This window comes from Streptomyces sp. UC4497 (assembly GCF_054871485.1).
The window spans coordinates 117,565-141,765 of record NZ_JBTYHB010000003.1 but is presented as its reverse complement, the minus strand read 5'-3'; the positions used below and the strand labels follow the sequence as shown (position 1 = coordinate 141,765).

Genomic DNA, 24,201 nt, shown 5'->3' with positions numbered 1-24,201 from the left:
GAGCCGCTAGTTGCACCCTCCGCGGCCGGTGGTCACAGCAGTGCCGCCACCTCCGCCAGCACCCGCGCCGCCGGCTCCGGGTCGACCAGCCACTTCAGGTGCGAGCTGTCGAGGGTGCGGACCCGGTAGGGGTTGTCCGGGGTGAGCGCGTCGCCCTCGCGGATCAGCCGGTCCTGGAGGGCGGGCGTCAGGCTCGTGTCGCGCGCGAGGCGTACGTACGTCCTCGGGATGCGGCCCCACGTCGCGGCCTGCGCGCGGTCGTTCTCGGTGCCGGCGTCGAGGTTCTCGTCCGGCTGGAAGGTGTTGAGGAAGGTACGGAACTCGTCGTCGGTGCCGTCGGCGAGGAAGGCCGCCCTGAACGCGTCGAGTGCCTTCTCGTCGGCGGTGCGGAAGTTGACGCGCAGCAGCCCGAGTTCGGCCGGGTCGCCCGCCATCGCGAGGCCCAGTGAGGTCGGATCGACCTCGGCCATCTCCGGTTCGGCGTAGTAGGCGTTCACGGGGAGGTCGACCGGGCACCAGGACGACACGTAGACGATGTGGTCGATCAGGTCGGGCCGCTGGTTGGCCGCCACCGTGGCGGTGACGCCGCCGCGACTGTGCGAGACGAGGACAACCGGGCCGTTCTCCTTGGCCCGTTCCAGGACGCCGATCAGGTGCTCGACGTTGTCGGCGAGCGTGACTCCCTTGATGGCACCCGGCGTCGAGGCGAGGCCGGCCGGGTCCTGCGGTGCCTGGTACGCGACCGGGTAGGTCGCCCCGAAACCGTGTCCCGGCAGGTCGATGGCGACCGAGCGGTGTCCGAGCAGGCCGAGTTCCGCCTGGAGCGGCGCGAAGGAGAAGGAGTTGGCGAACGCTCCATGGACGAGGACGTACGTCGGGTGCACAGGCACGCTCGCTTTCTGACGCTTCAGGACTGAATGTGACGATCCTATGGACCGTATGCATCGATCCTATGCGGCGGGCGGGGCCCGTGCCGCGCTCTTTTATGCGGCGGGCGGCGCCTGTGCCGCGCTCCTTTATGCGGCGGGCGGCGCCTGTGCCGCGCTCTCCCTGATGGTCAACTCGGGGGTCAGCAGAACGACTTCCTCCGCAGTGCCGCGGCCCTCGATCTGCGCGACGACCTGCTCCACCGCGCGCCGCCCCATCTCCTGCGCGGGCACGGCGACCGAGGTGAGCGGCACCGACGCGTGCCGGGCGACCTGCTCGGGGCAGACCGCGACGACCGACACGTCCTCGGGGACCGCCCGGCCGGACTGGCGCAGCAGGGCGAGCAGCGGGTCGGTGGCGGCCTCGTTCTGCACGATGAACGCGCTGGTGCCGGGGCGCTCGTCGTAGATCCGCGACAGCGTCGCCGACACCGAGGCGTAACTGCCCTCGCAGGGGCGGTGCAGGAGCCGCAGGCCGAGTTCGGCGCTGCGCGCGCGCAGGCCGGTCAGCGTGCGCTCGGCGAATCCGGTGCGGCGCTCGTAGACGGCGGCGGCCTCGCCGATGACGGCGATCTCGCGGTGTCCGAGGCCCGCGAGGTGCTCGGCGCAGAGCGCGCCCGCGGCGGCGAAGTCCAGGTCCACGCAGTTGAGTCCGCTGGTGTCGGCCGGCAGGCCGATGAGGACGGCGGGGCGGCTGGCGGTGCGCAGCAGCGGCAGCCGCTCGTCGTCCAGCTCGACGTCCATGACGATCACGGCGTCGGCCAGTGAGCTGCCCTCGATGCGGCGCACGGCCTGGGCGCCCTCCTCGCCGGTGAGCAGCAGGATGTCGTATCCGTGGGTGCGGGCGGCGGTGGCGACCGCCGTCGCGATCTCCATGATCACGGGTACGTACATGTCGGTGCGCAGCGGCACCATCAGGGCGATGATGTTGGACTTGCTGCTGGCGAGGGCGCGGGCCCCGGCGTTGGGGTGGTAGCCGAGCCGGCGCACGCTCGTCTCGACGCGCTCGCGGGTGGCCGCGGAGATGGACCGCTTGCCGCTGAGGACGTAGCTCACGGTGCTCGCGGAGACTCCGGCGTCCTTGGCGACCTCTGCGAGCGTGACCATGTCGTTCTCCTGAAGCCGAGTGCGAGGGGGGGGTGGGGTGGGAGCGCGCCGGCGTCGGCGGGTGCCGCCCGTCGTTCGGCATGCCGACCCTATGATTTGCGCAGGGTGCCTGTCCAGAAGTCCGTCGAAGCGCTTCGACGCCCCGGTGGGCACCAGGCGAGCCACCAGGGAGGACACGTATGACCGACGCAACCCCCACCGCGCCGATACGCACCGCAGCGGGGCAGGTCCGCGGGCTCACGCAGGGAGCACTGAGCGTCTTCCGCGGCATCCCCTACGCCCAACCCCCGGTCGGGGCGCTGCACTTGGCGGCTCCGGAACCGGCGCTGCCGTGGGACGGGGTGCGGGACGCGTTCGACTTCGGGCCGCCGCCCCCGCAGTCCCTCGTGGGCGGGCTCACGGGCCGCCCGGTCCCCGAGGGCGAGGACTGGCTGACGGTCAACGTGTGGTCCCCGGACCTCGGCGCCGCGGGGTTGCCGGTGATGGTCTACATATACGGAGGGGCGTACGTCAGCGGGTCCTCGGACGGGCCGCACTACGACGGTTCCGCGCTCGCCGCCCGCGGTGCGGTCGTCGTGACCCTCAACTACCGCGTCGGCGCGGAGGGCTTCGGTGTCTTCGACGGGGCACCGGCCAACCGGGGGCTGCTCGACCAGGTGGCGGCGCTGCGCTGGGTACGGGAGAACATCGCGGCGTTCGGCGGCGACCCGGAGCAGGTCACCGTGTTCGGGGAGTCCGCGGGCGCGGGCTCGGTGGCGTCGCTGCTCGCGATGCCGTCGGCGAAGGGGCTGCTGCGCCGCGCGGTGGCGCAGAGCGTGCCGGGCACGTTCTTCACGCTCGACCTCGCGCGCGATGTCGGCGCGGCGATCGCCGAGCGGCTCGGGGTGCCGGGCGCGGGCGCCGCCGAGCTCTCCGCGGTCGCACCGAAGGCGTTGCGCGACGCCACCGACGACCTGATCCGCGCGCTGCCCTCGTACACGGACCGCTGGGGCCGCGTCGCCCACACGGCCACCCCGTTCTCACCGGTGGTCGACGGCGAGGTGCTGCCCACCACCCCGTGGGAGGCGCTCGCGGGCGGCGCCGCGCGCGACGTCGAGCTGCTCGTCGGGCACAACCGGGACGAGTACCGGCTGTTCTCCATCATGGCGGGCCGGTACGGGAAGACGACCGAGGAGGAGGCAGCAGCGACACTGCTCCGGTTCGGTCCCGGGCCCGCCGCCGAGGCCGACTACCGGGCCGCGTATCCGGCCGCGGACCCGACGCTGCTGCACGAACTCGTCATGTCCGACTGGCTGTTCCGGATGCCGTCGCTGCGCCTGGCCGAGGCCCACGCCGCGGGTGGCGGGACCGCGTACGCGTACGAGCTGTGCTGGGCGGCGCCCGGCGCGGGCGGCACGATGGGCGCCGCCCACGCGCTGGACGTGCCGCTCGTCTTCGGGGCGCTCGACTCGGACTTCGGCGGTCTCTTCCTGGGCGGTGAACTCCCGGCCGAGGCCGTGGCGTTGTCGCAGGAGATGGGCGCCGCGTGGGCCGCGTTCGCGAAGGACGGGAACCCGGGGTGGACGCCGTTCACCGCCGCCGAGCGCTCGACCCGCATCTTCGACGCCCCCTCGTACACGGCCCCGTACCCGGAGGAGGCCTCTCGCCTGCTGTGGGAGGGCTTCGACTTCGCGCCGCTGGACCTGGAGCCGGGCCTGACCGCTCCGGAGCGACGCGCCTGAGCGTTTCGGAGGCGGTTCCGCGCCTACCGTCTCAGGCATGAACAAACGCGCCCAAATGTCACTCGTGCTGCTCGCCGGGGCCTCCGGGGCCGTGGACGCCCTCGCGTTCACGGCCCTCGGCACCGTGTTCGCCGGGGTGATGACCGGGAATCTCGTCCTGCTCGGCATCTCGGCGGGCCAGGGCTCGGGGCACGACGTCGCCGCGCCGCTGTACGCGCTCGGCGGGTACGCGGTGGGGGCGGCGACAACGGCCCTCGTGTGCCGGGGCATTCGTGAGGCGCGGACGACGGAGTGGCCGGGCCGTGTCGTCGCCTGCCTCGCCGCGCAGTGCGTGCTGCTCGGCTTCGTCGCCGTGGCGGGTGGCCTGCTCGGCGGGGATCCGGCCGGGGCCTGGCGGACGGCGCTGCTCGTGGTCGCCGCCGTGGCGATGGGCGGGCAGTCCGCGGCGATGATCGCGGCGGGGGCCGGCGCCGCGCCCACCACGTATTTCACGGGGACGCTGACGACACTCGTGACCGGGGTGGCCGACGGGTCCGGGCGGAACCGGGGACAACTGTGGGTGACCGGTCGGTTGTTGGCCGTGGTCGGCGGCGCGGCCTGCGCCGTTGCGGTGCGGGAGGCCGCCGGGCCGTGGGGATTCGTGGCGCCGGTCGTCCTGAGCGCCGCCGCGGTCGCGTGCCAGAAACCTGCACACCGAATGCGCAGGGCGGTCACGGAGCTTCGCAAATAACCATTGCCTGATACAAGCATCGCACGCCATTGATGCACGCCTGTCCCCCTTTGCTGTCCGGCGACACAGGGAGTTCACATTCCTCTCCGTGAAGAATGTGAAGGACGTGCCACCCAGCTGTGAACGCCCAGGCACATGAAGGTAATTGGCCTCCCGGATCCCCTATGAAGGGACCCGGTCCGATTAGCTGCGCGACGCGTCAACATGCTTTGATCCTCCGCATCGCATGACGGCCGCAGGGATTCGCAGCCACCGATTTCCAGCGCGCCCCGCGAATTTTGAAATACCCGGACATACCCAAGAAGGGCGGCTCATTATGAGCAAGCACATCGAGACCGTTGAGATCTCCGACGCCGACCTCGACAACGTCTCCGGCGGCCTCGTCGGCGGCCTCGTCGGCCAGGTTCAGGGCACCGTCGACGGCATCGCCCCGGTTTCGGGCACCGTCTCCTCCGTCACCAACACGGTCGAGGGCCTCACCGGCCTGAACACCGGCGCCGTGACGGGCCTCGTCGGCGGCGTGACGGCCGGCCTCTGAGTCGGATCCGATCCCTCGGGATCATCGCGCCACCTCCTGACGGGTGGCGCACCCCAAGCCTCGGGACTACGTGTCCCGGGGCTTTCGGGGTGTCCGGGTAACGAGTCCATTCGGTCCGGCCCGGTATGGAAGCTAGGTAAGGGAAAGACTCCGTGCAGTTCCGCCAACAGGCCCTGTCCAAACTGCAGTCGCCGGAGGAGCTCGATCTGCCGGTGCGCCTCGCGCGGCCGCAGGGACTGCTCGTACTCGCCGTCACCGTCGTCGTGATGGTCGCCGCCTGCGTCTGGGCCGTCACCGGTTCGGTGTCCTCGACACTCAAGGCGAACGGCATCCTCACGTACGCACAGGGCAGCTACGTCCTGCAGACCCCCGTCACCGGGCAGGTCACCGGCCTGTACGTGAAGGAGGGCCAGCGGGTGCGGGCGGGCGCGCCGATCCTCAAGGTGCAGACCGCGCAGGGCAACCGGGCCGTGCGGGCCATCGACGCGGGCCGGGTCACGGCGCTCGTCGCGCGGATCGGCTCGGTCGTCACGACCGGCTCCGACGTGGCGACGGTGGAGAAGACCGGTTCGACGCGTGATCCGCTGCTCGCGATGCTGTACGTGCCCGCCACCAGCGCGGGGAACGTGGACGCGGGCGCCGACGTCGACATCAACGTGCCGCAGGCGCAGCAGTACGGCGTGCTGCGCGGCACGGTCAAGGCCGTCGGCCGCGCCGCCGAGACGAAGCGGCAGGTCACCGACTTCATCGGGGACAGCTCGCTGGCGGGCGAGTTCACGAAGGGCGGGGCCCGCGTCCCGGTCCTCGTCAAGCTCACCAAGGCGGACACCAAGTCCGGGTACGCCTGGTCCTCCGACGGCGGGCCGCCCTATCCGCTCGCCTCCATGACCCTCGCCTCCGGCTCCGTACACCTCGCCGATCAGCGCCCGATGGATTGGCTGAAGCCGTGACCACGACCTCCCTCCCGCCCGCGGGCCACCGCCCGGACCGCCGCCGCTCCCGCCCCGCTCCCCCGCCGGCCAAGCGCCGCCGGAAGGTGCGCACGCCCACGGTGCTCCAGATGGAGGCCGTCGAGTGCGGCGCCGCGGCGCTCGCGATGATCCTCGCGCACCACGGCCGGCACATCCCGCTGGAGGAGCTGCGCATCGCGTGCGGCGTCTCGCGGGACGGCTCGCGCGCCTCCAACCTCCTGAAGGCGGCCCGCAGTTACGGCATGACCGCCAAGGGCATGCAGATGGAGCCGGCCGCGCTCGCCGAGGTGCAGGGCCCGGCGATCCTGTTCTGGGAGTTCAACCACTACGTCGTCTACGACGGCATGGGCCGCCGCTTCGGGCGCCGCGGCGTGCACATCAACGACCCCGACAAGGGCCGCCGCTTCGTGCCGATGGAGGACTTCGACACGAGCTTCACGGGTGTCGTCCTGGTCCTGGAGCCGGGCGACGACTTCCGTACGGGCGGGCGCAAGCCGGGCATCATGACGGCGCTGCCCGCACGGCTTCGCGGCACCACCGGCACGATGCTCGTCGCGCTGCTCGCGAGCCTGCTGCTCGTCGGCGTGGGCGCGGCGGTGCCCGCGCTCAGCAAGACGTACATCGACCTGTTCCTCATCGGCGACCAGACCTCGCTGCTCGGCGCGCTGTTCGCGTCGATGGGCGCGATGGTGGCACTGACCGCCGTACTGACGTGGCTGCAACAGACGAACCTGCTGCGCGGCCGCATCATCTCCTCGACGCTGAGCAGCGCCCGTTTCTTCGGGCATCTGCTGCGGCTGCCCGTCACGTTCTTCTCGCAGCGCAGCCCGGCCGACCTGGTGCAGCGCCTCCAGTCCAACGACGCGGTCGCCGAGACCCTGGCCCGCGACCTGACGGCGGCGGGCGTCGACGGGATCGTGGTGCTGCTGTACGCGGCGCTGCTGTACTCCTACGACCCGCAGCTCACGGCCGTCGGCGTGGGCATCGCCCTGCTGAACGTGGTGGCGATGCGGATCGTCGTGCGGCTGCGGGCGACGGGTACGCAGAAGCTGCGCGCGGACACGGCGCGGCTCACCAACACCTCGTACACGGGCCTCCAGCTCATCGAGACGATGAAGGCGACCGGCGGCGAGAACGGCTACTTCCGGCGGTGGGCGGGCCAGCACGCGACGACCCTCGAGGAGCAGCAGAAGCTCGGGGTGCCGAGCGCGTGGCTCGGCATCGTCGCGCCGACCCTCGCGACGCTGAACAGCGCGCTGATCCTGTGGATCGGCGGCATGCGGGCCGTCGAGGGACATTTGTCGGTGGGTCTCCTTGTCGCCTTTCAGGCGCTCGTGACCCGCTTCACGGCCCCGCTGACCCGGCTGAACGGCGTCGCGGGCCGCATCCAGGACTTCGCCGCCGACGTCGCGCGCCTGAAGGACGTGGAGAACTTCCCCGTCGACCAGCTGTACGCGCGCCCGGAGCAGGTGCAGAGCACGCGCCGGCTGCGCGGCCACATCGAGCTGGACAACATCACCTTCGGCTACAGCCCGCTCGACAAGCCGCTGCTGTCCGGCTTCTCGCTGACGGTGGGACCCGGGCAGCAGGTGGCGCTCGTCGGCGGCTCCGGCAGCGGAAAGTCCACGGTCTCCCGCCTGATCTCCGGCCTTTACGCGCCGTGGGAGGGCGTCATCCGCATCGACGACCGGCGCCTGGACGACATCCCGCGCGGCGCGCTCGCGGCCTCGGTCTCCTTCGTCGACCAGGACGTCTTCCTCTTCGAGGGCACTGTCCGCGACAACGTCGCGCTGTGGGACCCCTCGATCTCCGACGAGGCCGTCGAGGAGGCGCTGCGCGACGCGTGCCTGTACGACGTGGTGGCGCGCCGCCCCGGCGGTGTGCGCGGCCGGGTCGAGCAGGACGGCCGGAACTTCTCCGGCGGGCAGCGCCAGCGCCTGGAGATCGCGCGAGCCCTGGTGCGCCGCCCCAGCATCCTCGTGCTCGACGAGGTGACCAGCGCGCTCGACGCGGAGACCGAGCAGACGGTCATGGACAACATCCGGCGGCGCGGCTGCGCCTGCGTCGTCATCGCGCACCGCCTCAGCACGGTCCGCGACAGCGACGAGATCGTGGTCCTCGACCACGGCCAGGTCGTCGAGCGCGGCCGCCACGAGCACCTGGTGCGGGCCGGCGGGCCCTACGCCGAGCTGGTCAAGGAGCACTGACATGACCGATCTGCACCAGGAGTTCACCTCCTCCGACCAAGTCGTCGCGGCCTTCGGCGGCCTCGGCGCCCCCGTCGACTGCACGGACCTGCGCAGCCTTCCGCTGGAGGGCCCGCACGTGCTGTGGCTCGTCGCGGGCGGCTCACTCGACCTGTTCGCGGTGGACGCGCAGAGCCAGGGGCACTGGCACTTCCTCGGCCGCCTGGAGCCGGGCACGCTGCTGCTCGGCCCGGTCGAGGGCACCCAGCACACGCTCGTGGGACGGCCGTTGAGCGGCTGCGCGGTGCGCCGCATCCCGCTGCGCGAACTGCCGTACGCGCCGCCGGCCTCCTATGACGCGGCCGGTTCGTACGGCTGGAGCCTGCTGGAGGAGGCCTTCGCGCTCGGCGTCGGCCGCGGGCAGCAGGTCCTGTTCGAGGCGCCGCTCGACGGACGCACCGTCGGCGCGCACGACGTACAGGGCGACTCCCTCCTCGGCGACGACGACGTGCTGTGGCCGCAACTGGCGCCCGGCAGCGTGCAGTACGGGTCCGCCTACGCGGCGGACGCGGCGGCCGATCTGCTGGTCGACACCGGCCTGTGGCAGCGCATGGTCAACCAGCAGTGGCGACTGCTCTCCACGCTCGACCGCTGGATCGAGCGCATGGAGAGCGCCCACGAGGACCGCGCCGCCGCCGGCATCAAGGCGGGCGAGGCCGTCCGCGAGCAGGCCGACCGCACGCTGCTGGCGTCCATGGGCACCAAGCGGGGCCGCCGCAGCTCCGCCGACGCGGGCGCCGACGCCACGTACGCGGCCTGCAAGATCGTCGCGGACGCGGCGGGCATCCGGCTCGTCGACCCCGACCACGTGGGCGCGGTCAGCGACCGCCTCGACCCGGTCGAACAACTCGCCACGGCCTCCCGCCTCCGCACCCGCCCCGTACGGCTCGCCGGTGACTGGTGGCGCCGCGACGCGGGCCCGCTGGTCGGCTACCGGGCCTCGTCCGGGGCCCCGGTCGCGCTGCTGTGGCGGCGCGGCGGCTACGAGACGGTGAACCCGGCCGGCGACCGGCGCACGCGCGTCGACGAGGACAACGCGGAGGACTTCGAAGAGCGGGCGATCATGCTCTACCGCCCGCTCCCCGACGGCGAGCTGACGCCGCTGCGGCTGATGCGCTTCAGCATGCAGTCGATGACGACGGACATCCGCAGGCTGCTCCTTGCGGGCCTGGTCACGGTGGTCCTCGGCGCGCTGGTGCCCGTCGCGACCGGCCAGGTCCTCGGCACGTACGTCCCGAACGCGCAGACCAGCCTCATCACGCAGGTCTCCCTCGCGGTGGTGGTCACCAGTGTCGTGACGGCGGCGTTCATGCTGCTGCAGAACCTCACGGTGCTGCGCATCGAGGGCAGAGTGGAGAGCGTGCTCCAACCGGCCGTCTGGGACAGGCTGTTGAGGCTCCCGACGCGCTTCTTCGCGTCCCGCTCGACGGGTGAGCTGGCGAGCGCCGCGATGGGCATCAGCTCGATCCGGCGGCTGCTGTCCGGGGTGGGGCCGATCGTCGTGCAGTCGACGACGGTCGGCGCGATGAACCTGGTCATGCTCCTCCTCTACAGCGTCCCGCTGGCGATGGCGGCGCTCGGCATGCTGGTCCTGGTCGCGGCCGTGTTCCTCACCCTCGGACTGCTCGAACTGCGCTGGCAGCGGCGCCTGGTGAAGCTCGGCAACAAGCTCAACAACCAGGCGTTCCAGACACTGCGCGGGCTGCCGAAGCTGCGGGTCGCGGGCGCGGAGAGCTTCGCGTACGCGGCGTGGGCGAAGGAGTTCGCGCGCACCCGGGAACTGCAGCGCAGGGCAGGACGCATCAAGAACGCGACGACGGTCCTCAACTCGGTCTATCTCCCGCTGTGCTCACTCGTGATGTTCATGCTGCTCGCGGGGCCGGCCCGCGGCTCCATGTCGGCGGCGTCCTTCCTCACCTTCAACACGTCGGTGACGATGCTCCTGACGTCGGTGACACAGCTGACCGGCGCGCTGATCTCGGCGGCCGCGGTCCTGCCCATGTTCGAGCAGATCAAGCCGGTGCTCGACGAGAAGCCGGAGGTCCGCGAGGCGGCGACGCAGCCGGGCGAGCTGACCGGCGCCCTGGAGGCGCGGAGCGTCTCCTTCCGCTACACCGACGACGGCCCGCTGGTCCTCGACGACGTGAACGTGTCCATCCAGCCGGGCGAGTTCGTGGCGGTGGTCGGCGAGAGCGGCTGCGGCAAGTCCACGCTGCTGCGCCTGCTGATCGGCTTCGACGCCCCGGCGTACGGCAGCGTCCTGTACGACGGTCAGGACCTGTCGGCGCTCGACCAGGCGGCGGTGCGGCGCCAGTGCGGCGTCGTCCTTCAGAACGCCCAGCCGCTGAGCGGGTCGATCCTCGACTGCATCTGCGGCGCCGAGTCCTTCACGCAGGAGGAGGCGATGGCGGCGGCCGAGATGGCGGGCCTCGCGGAGGACATCAAGCGGATGCCGATGGGGCTGCACACGATGATCTCCGGTGGGGGTGCGGTGTCCGGTGGGCAGCGTCAGCGGCTGATGATCGCGCAGGCGTTGATCCGGCGGCCGCGGATTCTCTTCTTCGACGAGGCGACGAGTGCGCTCGACAATGAGACGCAGCGGATCGTCATCGACAGCACGAAGGCCCTCCGGGCGTCGCGGGTGGTGATCGCGCACCGGTTGTCGACGGTCATGGATGCGGACCGGGTGATCGTGATGTCGGCGGGGCGGGTCGTGCAGCAGGGGTCGCCCGCGGAGTTGTTGGCGGATACGGGTGGGCGGTTGCACGAACTGGTGCGGCGGCAGATGGCTTGACGTCGCGGGGCTCCGCGCCTCAATCGTCGGCGGGGCTTGAGATACCCACGCCGAACAGCACCCGCATCGCCACCTCCCGGTAGTGGCGTACGTGGTGGAGGGCGCGGTCCGCCGCGAGGTCCGCGTCGCCCGTTCTGATCGCCTCGTACAGCCCCTGGTGCTCCTCCCACACCGCGTGCGGGTCGTCGACCTGTTGGAAGAGCCAGCGCATCCGGCCTTCCAGCGGTTGCAGGGTGGTGGCGAGCAGCTCGTTGCCCGCGATCTCGACAATGTGGTGGTGGAAGGCCGTGTTCGCGCGGGAGATGCGGGCCGGTTTCCCGGTGCGGGTCGCCTTCTCCGCGCTGGTCAATAGCCGCTCCAGCGCAGCCAGTTGCGGCTTCTGTGCCCGCTCCGTGGCGCGTCGCACGGCGAGCACCTCCAGGGCCTCGCGCAGGTCGAAGAGGTCGAGCACGTCCTGGAACGAGAGCTGCTTGACGACGATCTTCCGCGCGGAGACGGCCTCCAGGAAGCCCTCGCTGAGCAGCACCCGGATGGCCTCGCGCACCGGGATCCGGGACACGCCGAACTCCTCGGCGACTTCACGCTCCAACAGCCGGTCACCGGGGCGCAGTTGGCCGGAGATGATCCGGTCCCTGATGCCCTCGCAGACCTGATCGCGCAGCCAGCCCGCCTCGCCGGGTCCCGCCTGTGCCATACGCCCTCCCCCGTTTCCTCCCCGTGAATTGATGCTCACGGTATACCAACGCCTTGACGGGCGACGGCCCGATCCGCATTCTTTGGTATGCCATAGCTCGTGCACTGCACGTCACAAGCGTGCCCACCTGTCCGGACCGTGGACCTTCGGGGTCCCGTCAACAGAGGGTTTGCCATGCAGTCAGCCAATCCGCCGCAGGCCGCCGACGCGACCGCCACGGACACGAGAACCACCAAGTCCCCGCCCAGCCGCACGCGTTGGAAGGTGTTCCTGCTCCTCCTCGGCATCGTCACGCTCAACTACATCGACCGCGGCTCGGTGTCCGTGGCGCTGCCGCTGATCACCAAGGATCTGCATCTGTCGAAGGAGGTCACCGGCTTCGTCCTGAGCGCGTTCTTCTGGACGTACGCGCTGATGCAGATCCCCGGCGGATGGCTGATCGACCGGTTCGGCCCGCGCCGGATGGCGGGCGGTGCCTGCGTCGGCTGGGGTGTCGCGACCGGCGTCACGGCGGCCGCCACCGGAGTCGGCTCGCTGCTCGCGGCCCGGCTCGCGCTCGGCGCGGTCGAGGCCCCGGTGATGCCGGCCGGCGGCAAGCTCAACGCGCACTGGCTGCCCGCGAAGGAACGCGGGCGCGGCGCGGTCCTCATGGACGGCGGCGCCCCGCTCGGCTCCGCGCTCGGCGGCATCGCCATCTCCGGCCTCATCGCCTGGACGGGGAGCTGGCGGATCAGTTTCGTCGTCGCGGGCGCGGTGACCGTGGCCGTCGGCGTCCTGGCCCTGCGGTACCTGCGCGACACCCCGCGCGAGCACCCGGGCGTCAACGAGGCCGAGGCGGCGTACATCGAGCGGGCGCACGCCGCCGAGGACGCCGCCGCGCCCGGCGAGGACCGGCCCGCGAAGCTGCGCGACTACGTCAAGTACCGCTCGTTCTGGGGCATGTGCCTGGGCTGGATGGGCTTCAACGGCGTCTTCTACGGGCTGCTCACCTGGGGCCCGCTGTACCTGTCGGAGACCAAGGGCTTCGACATCAAGTCCATCGGCTGGTCCACGCTCGTCATCTTCGGCGCCGGGTTCGTCGGCGAGCTGATCGGCGGCTGGCTCGCCGACCACTGGCGCTCGCGCGGCACCGCGGCCAACACCGTGCTGCGCACGCTGATGGGGATCGCGGGCGCGGCCGTGACGGCGGGCCTGCTGGGCGTGGTCCTGGTGCCGGACGCGATGACGGCGGTCGCGCTGCTCTCCGTCGTGCTGTTCTTCCTGCGCTGGGCGGGCCTGTACTGGGCGCTGCCCTCCACGCTCGGCGGGCGCGCCAACGCGGGCGTGGTCGGCGCCGCCATGAACCTGTCGGGCAACATCGCGGGGATCGTCACGCCCATCGCGGTCGGCTTCATCGTCGGCGGCACCGGCTCCTACACGTGGGCGCTGCTGTACTTCGTCGGCGCGGCGCTGCTGTTCACCGCCGCGTCCCTGGTCATCGACTACTCGAGGAGGCTCGTCGTCCGATGAATCATCCGTTGAGCGAGAACCGCCGTCCGCTGCGCGTGGGGATGCTCACGCCGTCCTCCAACACCTGCCTCGAACCCGTGACGTACGGGCTGTTGCAGGGCGCGCCGGGGCTCGCCACCGCGCACTTCGCGCGGGTGCCGGTCACCCGGATCGCCCTCGACACGGGCAGCGACGCCCAGTTCGCCCCCGAGCCGATGCTCGCGGCGGCCCGGCAGCTCGCCGACGCCAAGGTCGATGTCCTGGTGTGGAACGGGACGTCGGGGTCCTGGCTCGGCATCGAGCGGGACCGCGCACTGGCCGCCGCACTCACCGCGGAGACCGGCATCCCGGCGACGACCTCGACGCTCGCGCTGCTCGACGCCTGCGCCGCCTACGGGGTGAGCAGGCTCGGCCTCGCCCTGCCCTACACCCGCGACGTGGCCGACGCGATCGTGTCGACGTACGCGAAGGAGGGCGTGGAGTGCGTGCTCGCGGAACCCTTCGGCGAGCACGACAACGAGGCCTTCGCCCGGATCCCGCCCGCCGACGTGGCCCGCCAGATCGAGGCGGCGGCCACCGACGGCGCGCAGGCCGTCGCCGTCGTGTGCACGAACGTGTACGGCGCCTTCGAGGCGGACCGGCTCGAACGGGCCCTGGACCTCCCGGTGTTCGACTCGGTGAGCGCGACGCTGTGGCGTGCGCTCGTCCTGGCCGGGGCGCGTCCGTCGTGGTCCGGGCACGGGCAGCTGCTGCGCGACGGCAGTCTGCGCGCACATGTTCAGAGCACTTTGGAGACGCTGCTGGCGGCGACCGGTGCCGACCGCACCACGTTCCGTGTCGACCTGCCCGAACACGGGCTGCACGTCGACCTCACCGCGGGCGAGGCCCTGGCGCCCGGCGTGCGCTCCATCCGCCGCGACGCCTCGCTCGACCAGCGCCGCCTGAACACGGTCGAGTGGCTGGAGGGAGAGCGCCGGGCGCTGGTGCAGCCGCACTTCCGCGAGGCCCCGCACCCGCCCGAGGCGCTGATCGACGTGTACGGCGTGCGCGCCCAGATGCTCTCGCCAGTCGAGAACGGCGGGGACACACTCACCGGCTGGATATCCGTCCACAGCACCCGCGAGCGCGACTGGACGGACGCCGACCGACAGGCCCTCGCCGCCGCCACCACCGAGCTCACCGCCCAACTCACCTGACCTGAGGAGCAGTTCACCCATGCCCAAGGACATCCAGATAGCCCTCGGCGTCGACGTTGACGCGGTCGCCGGCTGGCTCGGCTCCTACGGGGGCCAGGACTCCCCCAACGACATCCAGCGCGGTGTCTTCGCCGGCGAGATCGGCACCCCGCGCCTGCTCAAGCTCTTCGAGCGGTACTCCATCCGCACCTCGTGGTTCATCCCCGGCCACTCCATCGAGACGTTCCCCGAGCAGACCCGGATGGTCGTGGAGGCGGGCCACGAGATCGGCGCGCACGGCTACTCGCACGAGAACCCGATCGACATGTCGCCGCAGCAGGAGGAGGACGTCCTCGCCAAGTCGGTCGAGCTGATCGAGCAGTTCACGGGGCGCGGCCCCAAGGGCTATGTCGCGCCCTGGTGGGAGATGTCGCAGTCGACGGCCGCCCTGCTGCACAAGTACGGCTTCTCGTACGACCATTCGCAGAACTACCGGGACTTCACCCCGTTCTACGCCCGCGTCGGCGACTCCTGGACGAAGATCGACTACACGGCCGACGCCAAGGACTGGATGAAGCCGCTCGTGCACGGCCACGAGGTCGACCTCGTCGAGTTCTGCGGCAACTGGTACGTCGACGACCTCCCGCCCATGATGTTCAACAAGCACTCCCACAACAGCCACGGCTACGTATCCCCGCGCGCCCTGGAGCAGGACTGGCGCGACCAATTCGACTGGGTGCACCGTGAGTTGGACTACGCCGTCCTGCCGATCACGCTCCACCCGGACGTCTCGGGCCGCCCCAACGTCCTGCTGATGCTGGAGCGCTTCATCGAGTACGTCTCCGGGCACGAGGGCGTGTCGTTCGTGACGCTTGAGGACGCGGCCGACACCTTCCGGCGGCGCTTCCCGTTCGAGGGCACGGAGCGCCCGGCCGACATGCGCTGATCCTTTACACGGCGGCAACGGGGGGCGCGCCGGCGGAAACGCGGTGCGCCCTCCCGCGTAACAAGCGGCTTCTACCTTCACTCGCGTTTGCGGTATACCAACCGGTCCTCACCCTCACGGAGGGGCACATGACCAGCGCTGAAGAGTACGAGCACGCACCCGTTCCGCCCACCGCCCGCAAGAGCCTCCCGTCGGTGGCCGCCGTCTGGTTCGGCTTCCCGATGAACCTCGGCAACGCCGTCTTCGGCGGCGTGATCGTCTACAACCTCGGCCTCGTCGACGGCCTGCTCGCGATCCTCGTCGGCAACCTCGTCCTGTTCGGCTACGTCGGCGCCCTCAGCCACTACGCGGGCCGCACCGGCAAGAACTTCGCCCTCCAGGCCGCCGACACCTTCGGACGCCGGGGCAGGCTCGCCGCGGCCGGGTTCCTCGCCACCGTCGTGATCGGCTGGTTCAGCTTCCAGATCGGCCTCACCGGCACGACCCTCCAGGACACGCTCGGCTGGGCCCCGCTGTGGGGCGCGCTGCTCGGCTGCGCGGTCTACACGCTGCTCACCGTCGCCGGGATCCGCGCCCTCGCCCTCGTCGGCGCCGTCGCGACGCCCCTGTTCGTCGTCCTCGGCGCGATCGCCATCGGCTACGGCGCGGAACACACCTCGGCTTCCGACGCCCTCACCTACCAGGGCGTGGGCGGCACCCTCGGGTTCGGCGGGGCCGTCGCCATCGTCATCGCCGGGTTCGCCGACTCCGGCACCATGACGGCCGACTTCACCCGCTGGTCCAGGAGCGGGCGCAGCGCGGTCGCCGCCACGGCCTTCGCCTTCCCCTTCGCCAACTTCGTCGCCTACGCGCTCGGGGGCGTCGTCGTCGCGATCGGCGGCTCGGCCGATCCCGCGGCCGACGGCGGCGGCTTCCTGCCCCTGCTCACCGGGCACGGACCGCTGCTCACGGCGCTCGCGGTGCTGTTCGTCTTCGTCAACCTCGGCTCCGTCGCCTCGCACTGCCTCTACAACGGCGCCGTCGGCTGGGCCGCGCTCACCCCCGCCAAGATGCGCCCGCTCGCGCTCGGCCTCGGCGCCCTGGGCCTGCTGTTCGCACTGAGCGGTGTGTGGGGCCACTTCGTGGACTGGCTGAACCTGCTGGGCGTGTTCGTGCCCCCGATCGGCGCGGTGCTCATCACCGACCAGTACCTGCGCCGCAAGGGCCGGGCCGCCGTCGTCCGCGACTACCGGTGGGGCGCGCTCGGAGCGTGGGCGGCGGGCGCCCTGGCCGCGGGGCTCGCGCACCACCTCCTGCCCGGCTCCGTCGACCCGCTGTTCGGCATAGTGGTCGCGGCGGTCGTCCACGTGCTGGTCGAGCGTCGTACGGCGCCGCGGCTCACCCCTGCCGAGCCCGCCGTCGACGTGGCCGGCACCACCACCGTCTGAACCGGAACAACGGAAAGGCCCGCACGTGAACCCCACCGACGCCGAGGCGATCTGTCGTCTGTCCGCCACCCAGACCGCGGCACTGATCCGCTCGCGAGAGCTGTCCCCCGTCGAGGTCACGGACGCGGTGCTCGACCGGATCGACGCCGTCGACGGGGACCTCGGAGCGTTCTGCACGCCCACGCCCGACCTGGCCCGGGCCGCTGCCCGGCGGATCGCGGACGACATCGCGGCGGGCCGCGAGACCGGTCCGCTGGCCGGTGTCCCGCTCGGCGTCAAGGACCTGATCTCCACCAAGGGCATCCGTACGACCTCGGGCTCGCACGCATACGCGGACTTCGTGCCGGACGAGGACGACATCGTGGTGGAGCGCTCGGTGGCGGCGGGCGCCGTCGTCCTCGGCAAGACCAACGCCACCGAGTTCGGCTACAGCGCGACCGGGCACAACCCGCTGTTCCCGCCGACCCGCAACCCGTGGGACCTCGACCGCACCCCGGGCGGCTCCAGCGCGGGGGCGGCGGCGGCCGTCGCGGCGGGGCTCGGGCCCGTGGCGCTCGGCAGCGACGGCGGCGGCTCGGTGCGGGTGCCCGCCGCGCTGTGCGGGATCTTCGGGTTCAAGGCGTCGATGGGGCGGGTGCCGGTGTATCCGGGATGCCGCGACGAGCGCTACCCCGGCGTCTCCGGCTGGGAGTCGGTCGAGCACATCGGCCCGCTGACCCGCACCGTCGCCGACGCCGCGCTCATGCTCTCCGTGCTCGCGGGCCCCGACCCGCGCGACCGGCACTCGATCCCCTGCACGGACGTGGACTGGACCCGGCGCCGCCCGACCGGCCCGCTGCGCATCGCCTACAGCCCCGACCTCGGCCGGGTCGCCGTCGACCCCGAGGTGCGACGAGTGACGGACGAGGCGGCGCGGGTCCTCGAGAAGGACCTGGGCGCCGAGGTCGACCTGATCGACCTCCAACTCCCCGACTACAGCGCGGCGTTCGGGGCGATCGTCGCCGCCGAGACCGACCTGACGGGCATGCGGGCCATGGCCGACCGGCTCGGGCCCGCGATGTCACCTCACCTCGCGGCGCTCCTGCGCACCCCGTGGACGGCCGAGCAGTTCACCGACGCCAACCTGGTGCGCAAGGCGGTCGTGAACCGGGTCGCCCGGTTGATGGCCACGTACGACCTGATCCTCACGCCGACCACCTCCGTCGCGGCGTTCCCCGTCGGTGCGCAGGGCCCGGAGCTGATCGACGGGCGGATGGTGCCGACGGACCACTGGACGTCGTTCACCCCGCTCGCCAACCTCACGGGCCAGCCGGCGGCCTCGCTCCCGGCGGGCCGCACGCGGGGCGGACTCCCGGTCGGCGTGCAGCTGATCGGCCGGCACCTCGCGGACGGCGCGCTCCTGGACGTGTGCGCGGCCTACGAGGAGGCGGCGCCGTGGCGGGACGCGTGGCCGACGGCCGTGTGACCACCGGGCCCCGCTCCCTGATCCCGGCCTGATCCAAACGACAGGCCCTACCGCACATCCCCGTACTCGCTCAACACCCCTTCCGGAGCAAGCGCGTTGACGTAGTGCGCCGGCCCGTGGTCGTCGAAGGAGTACTTGAACGGGAGCGTCCGCGTCAGTGCCAGGCGCGCCGCGAAGAAGGCGAGGGGGGCCACGACCGCCAGGCCCGCGAGGCTGTCCATCTGGGGGTAGGGCAGGGCGGGTTCGACCCGTTCGACCCAGCCGTCCTCGCGGGCGCGGCCCGGGATCGCGGTCATGCGGCGCAGCCGTCGCAGCGGGTTCGCCCCGGTGAGGAGATCGCCGGGGAGCGCGACCGCCTCGGCCGCCGCGTCGGCAGCCGCCGTGAACACCGCGTCCACGGCCCGGCGCGGCCTGCGGAAGTGGAACTCGCGGCCGAACGGGGCGTAGGGGCCGACGGGGCGCGGCGGCAGCGCGGGCACCACGTCGCGGTCGTAGATGTAGCGCAGGAGGCGGTCGCGCAGCAGATGGGTGCCGTTGCTGTCGACCGTGTCCGCGCAGGCTTGCGCCAGGTCGGGGCCGCCGATCATCGGCTGGCCGAACGTGTAGACGGCGCGCAGGCAGCGGGCGATGTGGGCGTAGCGCGGCTCGTGGACGAGGGTGACCGCCATCAGGGCCGCCATGGCCGCGCCCAAGCTGTGCCCGGTGATGTAGAGCGCTTCGAGGCCGGGGCCGCGGGTGCCCTTCTCGTCGGGGTCGATGGACTCGCCGCGCACGGCCCGCTCCAGGGCTTGCAGGATGAGATAGCGGGTGGAGCGCATGTTGCGGTAGAAGCCGGCGTGCACCGCGTACTCGGCGCCGTCCAGGTCGACGGCGAGGGTCTCCGGGCGGACGTCGGCGTCCGTGAGGATGCTGATGATGTCCTCGGGCTGGGTGCCCCGGTAGCAGAGGATCGCGATCCGGCGGTCCTCGTCCTGGATCAGATAGGCCGCGGACGCGATGTAGAGCGCGTCGACGCGCTGTTCGAAGACGCGGCACCGGTTGCGTTCAAGGCCGAGCCGTGTCGCCATCATCGCGACGGTCTCCGCGTCGCCGCTCTGCGCGTGACCTGCGTACGCGTACGCGGCGAGGGTCGCCATCGTGTGCGGGAGCACGCCCGCCGGATCCGGATGTTCCTTGTCCTCTTGCAGCAGCCGGGGCAGTTCGGGGTGGACGGGGAAGGTGGTCCTGCCCGGCTCGACGAACGTGGCCTCCTTGAGGGGGCGCAGGTCGGCGAAGGCGGGTCCGTGCACGATCGTCTGGCGCATGGCACCTCCCGAAGCGGGGCTGTGCAGCACACCATCGGCGCACGACAGCGTCAAGGCGTCGTCGATCGGCCATGCGTGCGGCCCGCGGGTGAGGCGGGAGAGGGGTGGGCGACGCGCGGTGCGGGCCCACCCGACGGGGGCCGGGCCCTGACCCGCGCAAACCCCCTTGAACGCCGTCGAGTTCGCGCGCGCGTACATGGCGGGAACGGTCGCTGCGGCAGGTACGACGGCGCCGATACGGTCACTGACCTCCCCTCTGTGACCCGCTGTGCCCCCGCTTCAGGAACCTTCTCCACGTACCTCCGACAGGGACGGCAACCGATGGCCGAGAACGAACGTCAGGCTTCCTACAAGCCTGCGCAGTACGAGCGGTACGAGGGCGGCAGTCCCGAGGCCGAGCGCCTCGTGTTCGAACGCCTCGCGCGAGAGATCATGAAGGTTCAGGTCGCGAACCGGCGGGCCAGTGGCGCCCCCGGCTTCGAGCGTGCCTTCCACGCGAAGGCCGCGCTCGGCGTGGAGAACGCCCGCCTGCGGTTCAACGACGACCTTCCGGCCGCGCTGCGCGGCGGCTTCGCCCAGCCCGGCGCCGAGTATCCGGCGACCGTACGGCTCTCCAACGCGAGCGGCATGCGCGGCCCCGACGGGGCGCCCGACCTGCACGGGATCGCCGTGCGCGTGAAGGTGTCGGCCGAGCAGAGCCACGATCTGCTCGCGACCGGTTTCCCGGTGTCGCACGCCCGCGACGCCCGCGAGTTCGTGGCCTTCGCCAAGGCGATGGCCGGGGCCCGTAATCCGCTGCAGAAGGCGTTCGGGCTTTTCGTGAAGCTGCCGATCGCCGTCGGCCTCGGCACCGCGAACCGGATGCGCCGCAACGTCCAGGCAGCGACCCGACAGACCGTCAACAGCCTTGCCCGCGAGACCTATTGGAGCCGCGGGGCGATGCTGTGGAGCGAGGCGGGGCCGGTCCGCTTCCTGTTGCGGCCCGCCGTCGGCGGCGGCCCCGAGCCGCGCCCCGACCGCCGCGACCCGAACTTCCTGCACCGGGAGCTCGCGCGCCGGCTCGCCCGCGGCGACGTCTCCTTCGACCTGTGCGTGCAGCGCTACGTCGACGAGCGGCGCACCCCCGTCGAGGACGGCTCCGTGGAGTGGAAGGAGGCGATCACCCCGCCGATCCCCGTGGCCCGGCTGACCATACCGAGCCAGGACATCACGACGGCCGAGGCGCATTCGGCGGCCCGGCGGATCGATGAGCTCTCCTTCAACCCCTGGTACACCACGGACGGGTTCCGCCCGCTGGGCAATCTCAACCGGGCCCGCAAGGCCGCGTACCGGGCGAGCAGCGCGCAGCGGCACGGCGCCCGCTTCACCCCGCACGAGCCGCTCAGGAACCGGGTCCTCGGCGCGCCCTTCGGCTTCGCCTTCCGCATCCTGAACCGGTACGTGCCGTGGCACCGGCTGCCGGTGGACCTGAGCCTGCTCAACCTGGTGTTCCTGCGGAAGGTGCTGCGCAAGCTGAATCTGATCGACACCGATGTGCAGGAGGCGCCGCCGAAGGCCGAGCCGGTACCGGCCCCGGTCGACGAGCGGCTGCGCACGGAGCGGTCCTACGACGGCACGTACAACGACCTGTCGGAGCCGAAGATGGGTGCGGTGGGCGCCGCGTTCGGCCGCAACCTCAAGCCGGTGTACCGGCCCGACCTCTTCGACACCCCGAACCCGGTGACGGTCAGCCGCAGCCTGCTGGCGCGCGACAGCTTCGTCCCGGCGACCTCGCTGAACATCCTGGCGGCGGCCTGGATCCAGTTCCAGGTGCACGACTGGGTCAACCACCGCCGCTACAAGGAGGGCGGCAAGGCGGTCGAGGTGCCGCTGCCGCCGGGCGGCGGGACGTGGGTCAACACGCCCGGCGGGCCCGAGGAGAGCATGATGCGGTTCGCCGAGAACGAGGGCATCGAACTGCCCGGCGACAAGCCGCCGATCCTCTTCGGGAACACCGCCTCGCACTGGTGGGACGGCTCCGAGGTGTACGGCGGTGACGAGCGCACCGCGAAGCAGCTGCGTGAACCCGAGGGCGGGGCACGCCTGTTGCTGGACGGCGGGCACATCCCCATCGACAGGACCGGGATCCCGATCACCGGGTTCAAGGACAACTGGTGGATGGGGCTCAGCGCGATGCACACCCTGTTCGCGCGCGAGCACAACGCGGTGTGCGACGCGCTGCGCTCCGAGTACCCGTCGATGAGCGAGGAGCGGATCTACCACACGGCGCGGCTCGTGGTCTCCGCGCTGATCGCGAAGATCCACACGGTGGAGTGGACGCCGGCGATCCTCGCGACGAAGGCCATCGACATCGGTCTGCGCACCAACTGGGAGGGCCCGCCGAAGAGTTGGCTGAACCAGCTGGGCCTGTGGCTGCTCGAATCGCACTCCCTGACCGGCATCCCGAAGACGATGCCGGACCACCACGGCGCCCCGTACTCGCTGACCGAGGACTTCGTCACGGTCTACCGCATGCACCCGCTGATCCCCGACGACTACGAGCTGCGCGAGCACCGCTTCGGGCAGCGCCTCGAGACGCTCGGCTTCAACGACATCCAGGGCGCGGCCGCCGAGAGCCAGATCCGCAAGACGGGCCTGGCGGACACCCTCTACTCGTTCGGCATCGCACACCCCGGCGCGATCACGCTGCACAACTACCCGAAGTCGCTGACCCAGTTCCAGCGCGAGGGCGAGATCATCGACCTGTCGGTGGTCGACCTGGTGCGCACCCGCAGGCGCGGCGTGCCCCGCTACAACGACTTCCGTACGGGCCTGCACAAGGAGCGCATCCGCCGCTTCGACGACCTGACGCAGGAGCCGGAGACCCTCGCGCGTCTCAAGGAGGTGTACCGGGACGTCGACGAGATCGACACGGTCGTCGGCCTGTTCGCGGAGAACCCGCCCACCGGCTTCGGCTTCTCCGACACCGCGTTCCGCATCTTCATCCTGATGGCGACGCGGCGGCTGCAGAGCGACCGCTTCCTCACCGTCGACTACCGCCCGGAGATCTACACGCCGCTCGGCATGGACTGGGTGGAGAAGGGCGGCATGAAGTCCGTCATCCTGCGGCACTGCCCGGACCTCGCGAGCCTGCTGCCGCGCGACGCGAGCGCGTTCGCTCCGTGGCGTCCGGTGCCGCCGGCCGAGAACGGCGGCGGGCATGGCTGACACCTCCTCCGAGTACCAGGGCCGGGGCGGCTCGTCGGGTCACCGGGGTCTCGACGACCTGCTCACGCGCCCGCTCCTGAAGACGATCTGGCGCCGCCGCACCCACCGGGTCTCCCGCGGCGCGTCGGTGCCGGCCGGATCCATGAGCTACAGCTCGAAGCACGAGCCGCAGCCGCTGAGCGAGCTGGAGGAGGCGCTGCTGATCGCCGTCACCGGCTCGACGGGCCTGACGATGCCGGACCGCCCCTTCGAGGACCCGCGCGACGGCAAGCCCATCATGTCCAAGCCGAACCTGACCATGACGGGCCGCACGGCCGGCAGCCCCGACAACGCGCAGGGCACGTACTTCTTCCTGATCAACGACAGCGGTACGTACTTCCTGCGCAGGCTGCCGGCGGCGCCGCACGAGCCGTTCACCGCCGAGGCGTTGGTGGAGCGGGCCGCGCGGTCGAAGGTGAAGGTCCTCGACCACCGCCTGGACGTCGCCGAGGGCCTGCGCGACTTCCCGGCCTATCTGGACTCCAACCGCTTCCTGTCCAACCTGCCGGGGACGACCGTCCTGTTCCCGGTCGTCGATCTCTCGCACCAGTACATCAACGCCCTGATGTATCTGCTCACGCAGCCGGACGGGGCGCGCCCGACGCTTGTCGACGACCGCAATCTGTACCGTCCCGCGGGCGTCAAGAAGTGGATCGACAACGGGTTCCTCAACAAGGACCTGAAGCTGCCGCTGGGCGCGCTCGGCCCGATGCGCACGCAGATCGAGGCGGATCTGCTCCTGCAGACGGTGATGCTGACGGCGGAGGCGATGGGCCTCGGCGCCTGGATCCACGCCTCCATCAACCCGGCGATCGCCATGGGCGACCCCAAGTTCACGAAGACGTACGGGAGGATGCTCGGCTTCACCTTCGTCACGCCGCGCTGGCGCCTCGCCGACCTGTGGCGCTGGCACGTCCCGCTGCCCAAGTACGCCAATCTGCGCTCGCACCCGGTGGGCCTGGCCGATCCGGCGACCGGTGAACCGCTGATCGCCGCGGCCTGCCCGCCCACGCACGCCTCCATGTCGGACGCGGTCGACGCGATCGTCGACGCGAAGTTCGGCACCGGCGGCACGTACGGCGACAAGGACGTCTTCTCCCGCATCTACAAGGAGGACTACGGCCAGCGCTATCTCGCCGAGGCCAGCGAGTACGACGAGCGCGTCATCGAGTGCGCCCGCGACATCTGCACGTACATCCTGGCGACGCACCGCCGCTTCCCCGCGCACACGGACGCCATCCATGTGCCGGGGGTCTGGTTGCAGGCGCACCACGTGGAGGGCGAGTACTACGAGCGCTTCTTCACGAACGGGCTCACCGACGCGCACCGCGCGCACGACACGCTCTGGGACGGGGAGCCGATGAGTTGAGCCGGTCCGGGCGGTCCTCCTTAGTACGCTCGCGCTCACGCGAACACGCCACGG

The 24,201-nt window shown here is 71.5% G+C and carries 17 protein-coding genes; 13 read left to right on the top strand and 4 right to left on the bottom strand.

Features of this window, described 5'->3' with window-relative positions; genetic code table 11:
- Positions 1-32: 32 nt before the first annotated feature.
- A complete protein-coding gene (locus tag ACYSUO_RS05640) occupies positions 33-884 on the bottom strand; it encodes an alpha/beta fold hydrolase (protein ID WP_461775168.1) in 852 nt (283 codons plus the stop codon).
- 132 nt (positions 885-1,016) lie between these two features.
- Entirely contained in the window at positions 1,017-2,033 is a 1,017-nt protein-coding gene (locus ACYSUO_RS05635; protein ID WP_461774872.1) for a LacI family DNA-binding transcriptional regulator, read from the bottom strand.
- Positions 2,034-2,212: 179 nt separating this feature from the next.
- Here ACYSUO_RS05635 and ACYSUO_RS05630 point away from each other — a divergent pair, with 179 nt between their 5' ends.
- The 6 genes from ACYSUO_RS05630 to ACYSUO_RS05605 all read left to right on the top strand — a co-directional run bounded on the left by ACYSUO_RS05630 (position 2,213) and on the right by ACYSUO_RS05605 (position 11,033).
- The gene (locus ACYSUO_RS05630; protein ID WP_461774871.1) at positions 2,213-3,754 is read left to right on the top strand and encodes a carboxylesterase/lipase family protein; all 1,542 of its coding nucleotides are present in this window, start codon (positions 2,213-2,215) and stop codon (positions 3,752-3,754) included.
- A gap of 37 nt (positions 3,755-3,791) precedes the next feature.
- Positions 3,792-4,484, top strand: coding sequence for a YoaK family protein (locus tag ACYSUO_RS05625; RefSeq protein ID WP_461774870.1), 693 nt, complete (start codon positions 3,792-3,794; stop codon positions 4,482-4,484).
- Positions 4,485-4,800: 316 nt separating this feature from the next.
- Positions 4,801-5,022, top strand: a complete 222-nt coding sequence (locus tag ACYSUO_RS05620; protein ID WP_266715668.1) for a type A2 lantipeptide — start codon at positions 4,801-4,803, stop codon at positions 5,020-5,022.
- 152 nt (positions 5,023-5,174) lie between these two features.
- On the top strand, positions 5,175-5,972 hold the full coding sequence (locus ACYSUO_RS05615) for a DUF2118 domain-containing protein (RefSeq protein ID WP_461774869.1): 798 nt from the start codon (positions 5,175-5,177) through the stop codon (positions 5,970-5,972).
- A complete protein-coding gene (locus ACYSUO_RS05610; protein ID WP_461774868.1) occupies positions 5,969-8,200 on the top strand; it encodes an NHLP family bacteriocin export ABC transporter peptidase/permease/ATPase subunit in 2,232 nt (743 codons plus the stop codon). Before ACYSUO_RS05615 ends, ACYSUO_RS05610 begins: the two co-directional genes overlap by 4 nt.
- A gap of 1 nt (position 8,201) precedes the next feature.
- Positions 8,202-11,033, top strand: a complete 2,832-nt coding sequence (locus tag ACYSUO_RS05605; RefSeq protein WP_461774867.1) for an NHLP bacteriocin export ABC transporter permease/ATPase subunit — start codon at positions 8,202-8,204, stop codon at positions 11,031-11,033.
- A 19-nt stretch (positions 11,034-11,052) separates the two neighbouring features.
- Here ACYSUO_RS05605 and ACYSUO_RS05600 read toward each other — a convergent pair whose 3' ends face one another.
- Positions 11,053-11,727: a GntR family transcriptional regulator gene (locus tag ACYSUO_RS05600; protein WP_461774866.1), complete on the bottom strand. Its 675-nt coding sequence runs from the start codon at positions 11,725-11,727 to the stop codon at positions 11,053-11,055.
- 174 nt (positions 11,728-11,901) lie between these two features.
- Here ACYSUO_RS05600 and ACYSUO_RS05595 point away from each other — a divergent pair, with 174 nt between their 5' ends.
- From ACYSUO_RS05595 to ACYSUO_RS05575, 5 genes are all read left to right on the top strand, one after another.
- The gene (locus ACYSUO_RS05595; RefSeq protein WP_461774865.1) at positions 11,902-13,236 is read left to right on the top strand and encodes an MFS transporter; all 1,335 of its coding nucleotides are present in this window, start codon (positions 11,902-11,904) and stop codon (positions 13,234-13,236) included.
- A complete protein-coding gene (locus tag ACYSUO_RS05590; protein WP_461774864.1) occupies positions 13,233-14,411 on the top strand; it encodes a maleate cis-trans isomerase family protein in 1,179 nt (392 codons plus the stop codon). The genes ACYSUO_RS05595 and ACYSUO_RS05590 overlap by 4 nt, the downstream gene beginning before the upstream one ends.
- A 19-nt stretch (positions 14,412-14,430) precedes the next feature.
- Positions 14,431-15,336 carry a polysaccharide deacetylase family protein gene (locus tag ACYSUO_RS05585; protein WP_461774863.1) on the top strand — a complete coding sequence of 302 codons (906 nt, stop codon included), beginning with the start codon at positions 14,431-14,433 and terminating at the stop codon, positions 15,334-15,336.
- Positions 15,337-15,464: 128 nt separating this feature from the next.
- Complete coding sequence (locus ACYSUO_RS05580) at positions 15,465-16,763, top strand: purine-cytosine permease family protein (protein WP_461774862.1); 1,299 nt, start codon at positions 15,465-15,467, stop codon at positions 16,761-16,763.
- Positions 16,764-16,788: 25 nt separating this feature from the next.
- Positions 16,789-18,228, top strand: coding sequence for an amidase (locus ACYSUO_RS05575; RefSeq protein WP_461774861.1), 1,440 nt, complete (start codon positions 16,789-16,791; stop codon positions 18,226-18,228).
- Between the two features lie 47 nt (positions 18,229-18,275).
- Here the strand turns inward: ACYSUO_RS05575 and ACYSUO_RS05570 are convergent, their stop codons facing one another.
- On the bottom strand, positions 18,276-19,532 hold the full coding sequence (locus ACYSUO_RS05570) for a lipase family protein (protein WP_461774860.1): 1,257 nt from the start codon (positions 19,530-19,532) through the stop codon (positions 18,276-18,278).
- A gap of 321 nt (positions 19,533-19,853) precedes the next feature.
- Here ACYSUO_RS05570 and ACYSUO_RS05565 point away from each other — a divergent pair, with 321 nt between their 5' ends.
- Positions 19,854-22,739 carry a peroxidase family protein gene (locus ACYSUO_RS05565; RefSeq protein ID WP_461774859.1) on the top strand — a complete coding sequence of 962 codons (2,886 nt, stop codon included), beginning with the start codon at positions 19,854-19,856 and terminating at the stop codon, positions 22,737-22,739.
- A complete protein-coding gene (locus ACYSUO_RS05560; protein ID WP_461774858.1) occupies positions 22,732-24,147 on the top strand; it encodes a hypothetical protein in 1,416 nt (471 codons plus the stop codon). The genes ACYSUO_RS05565 and ACYSUO_RS05560 overlap by 8 nt, the downstream gene beginning before the upstream one ends.
- Positions 24,148-24,201: the final 54 nt, after the last annotated feature.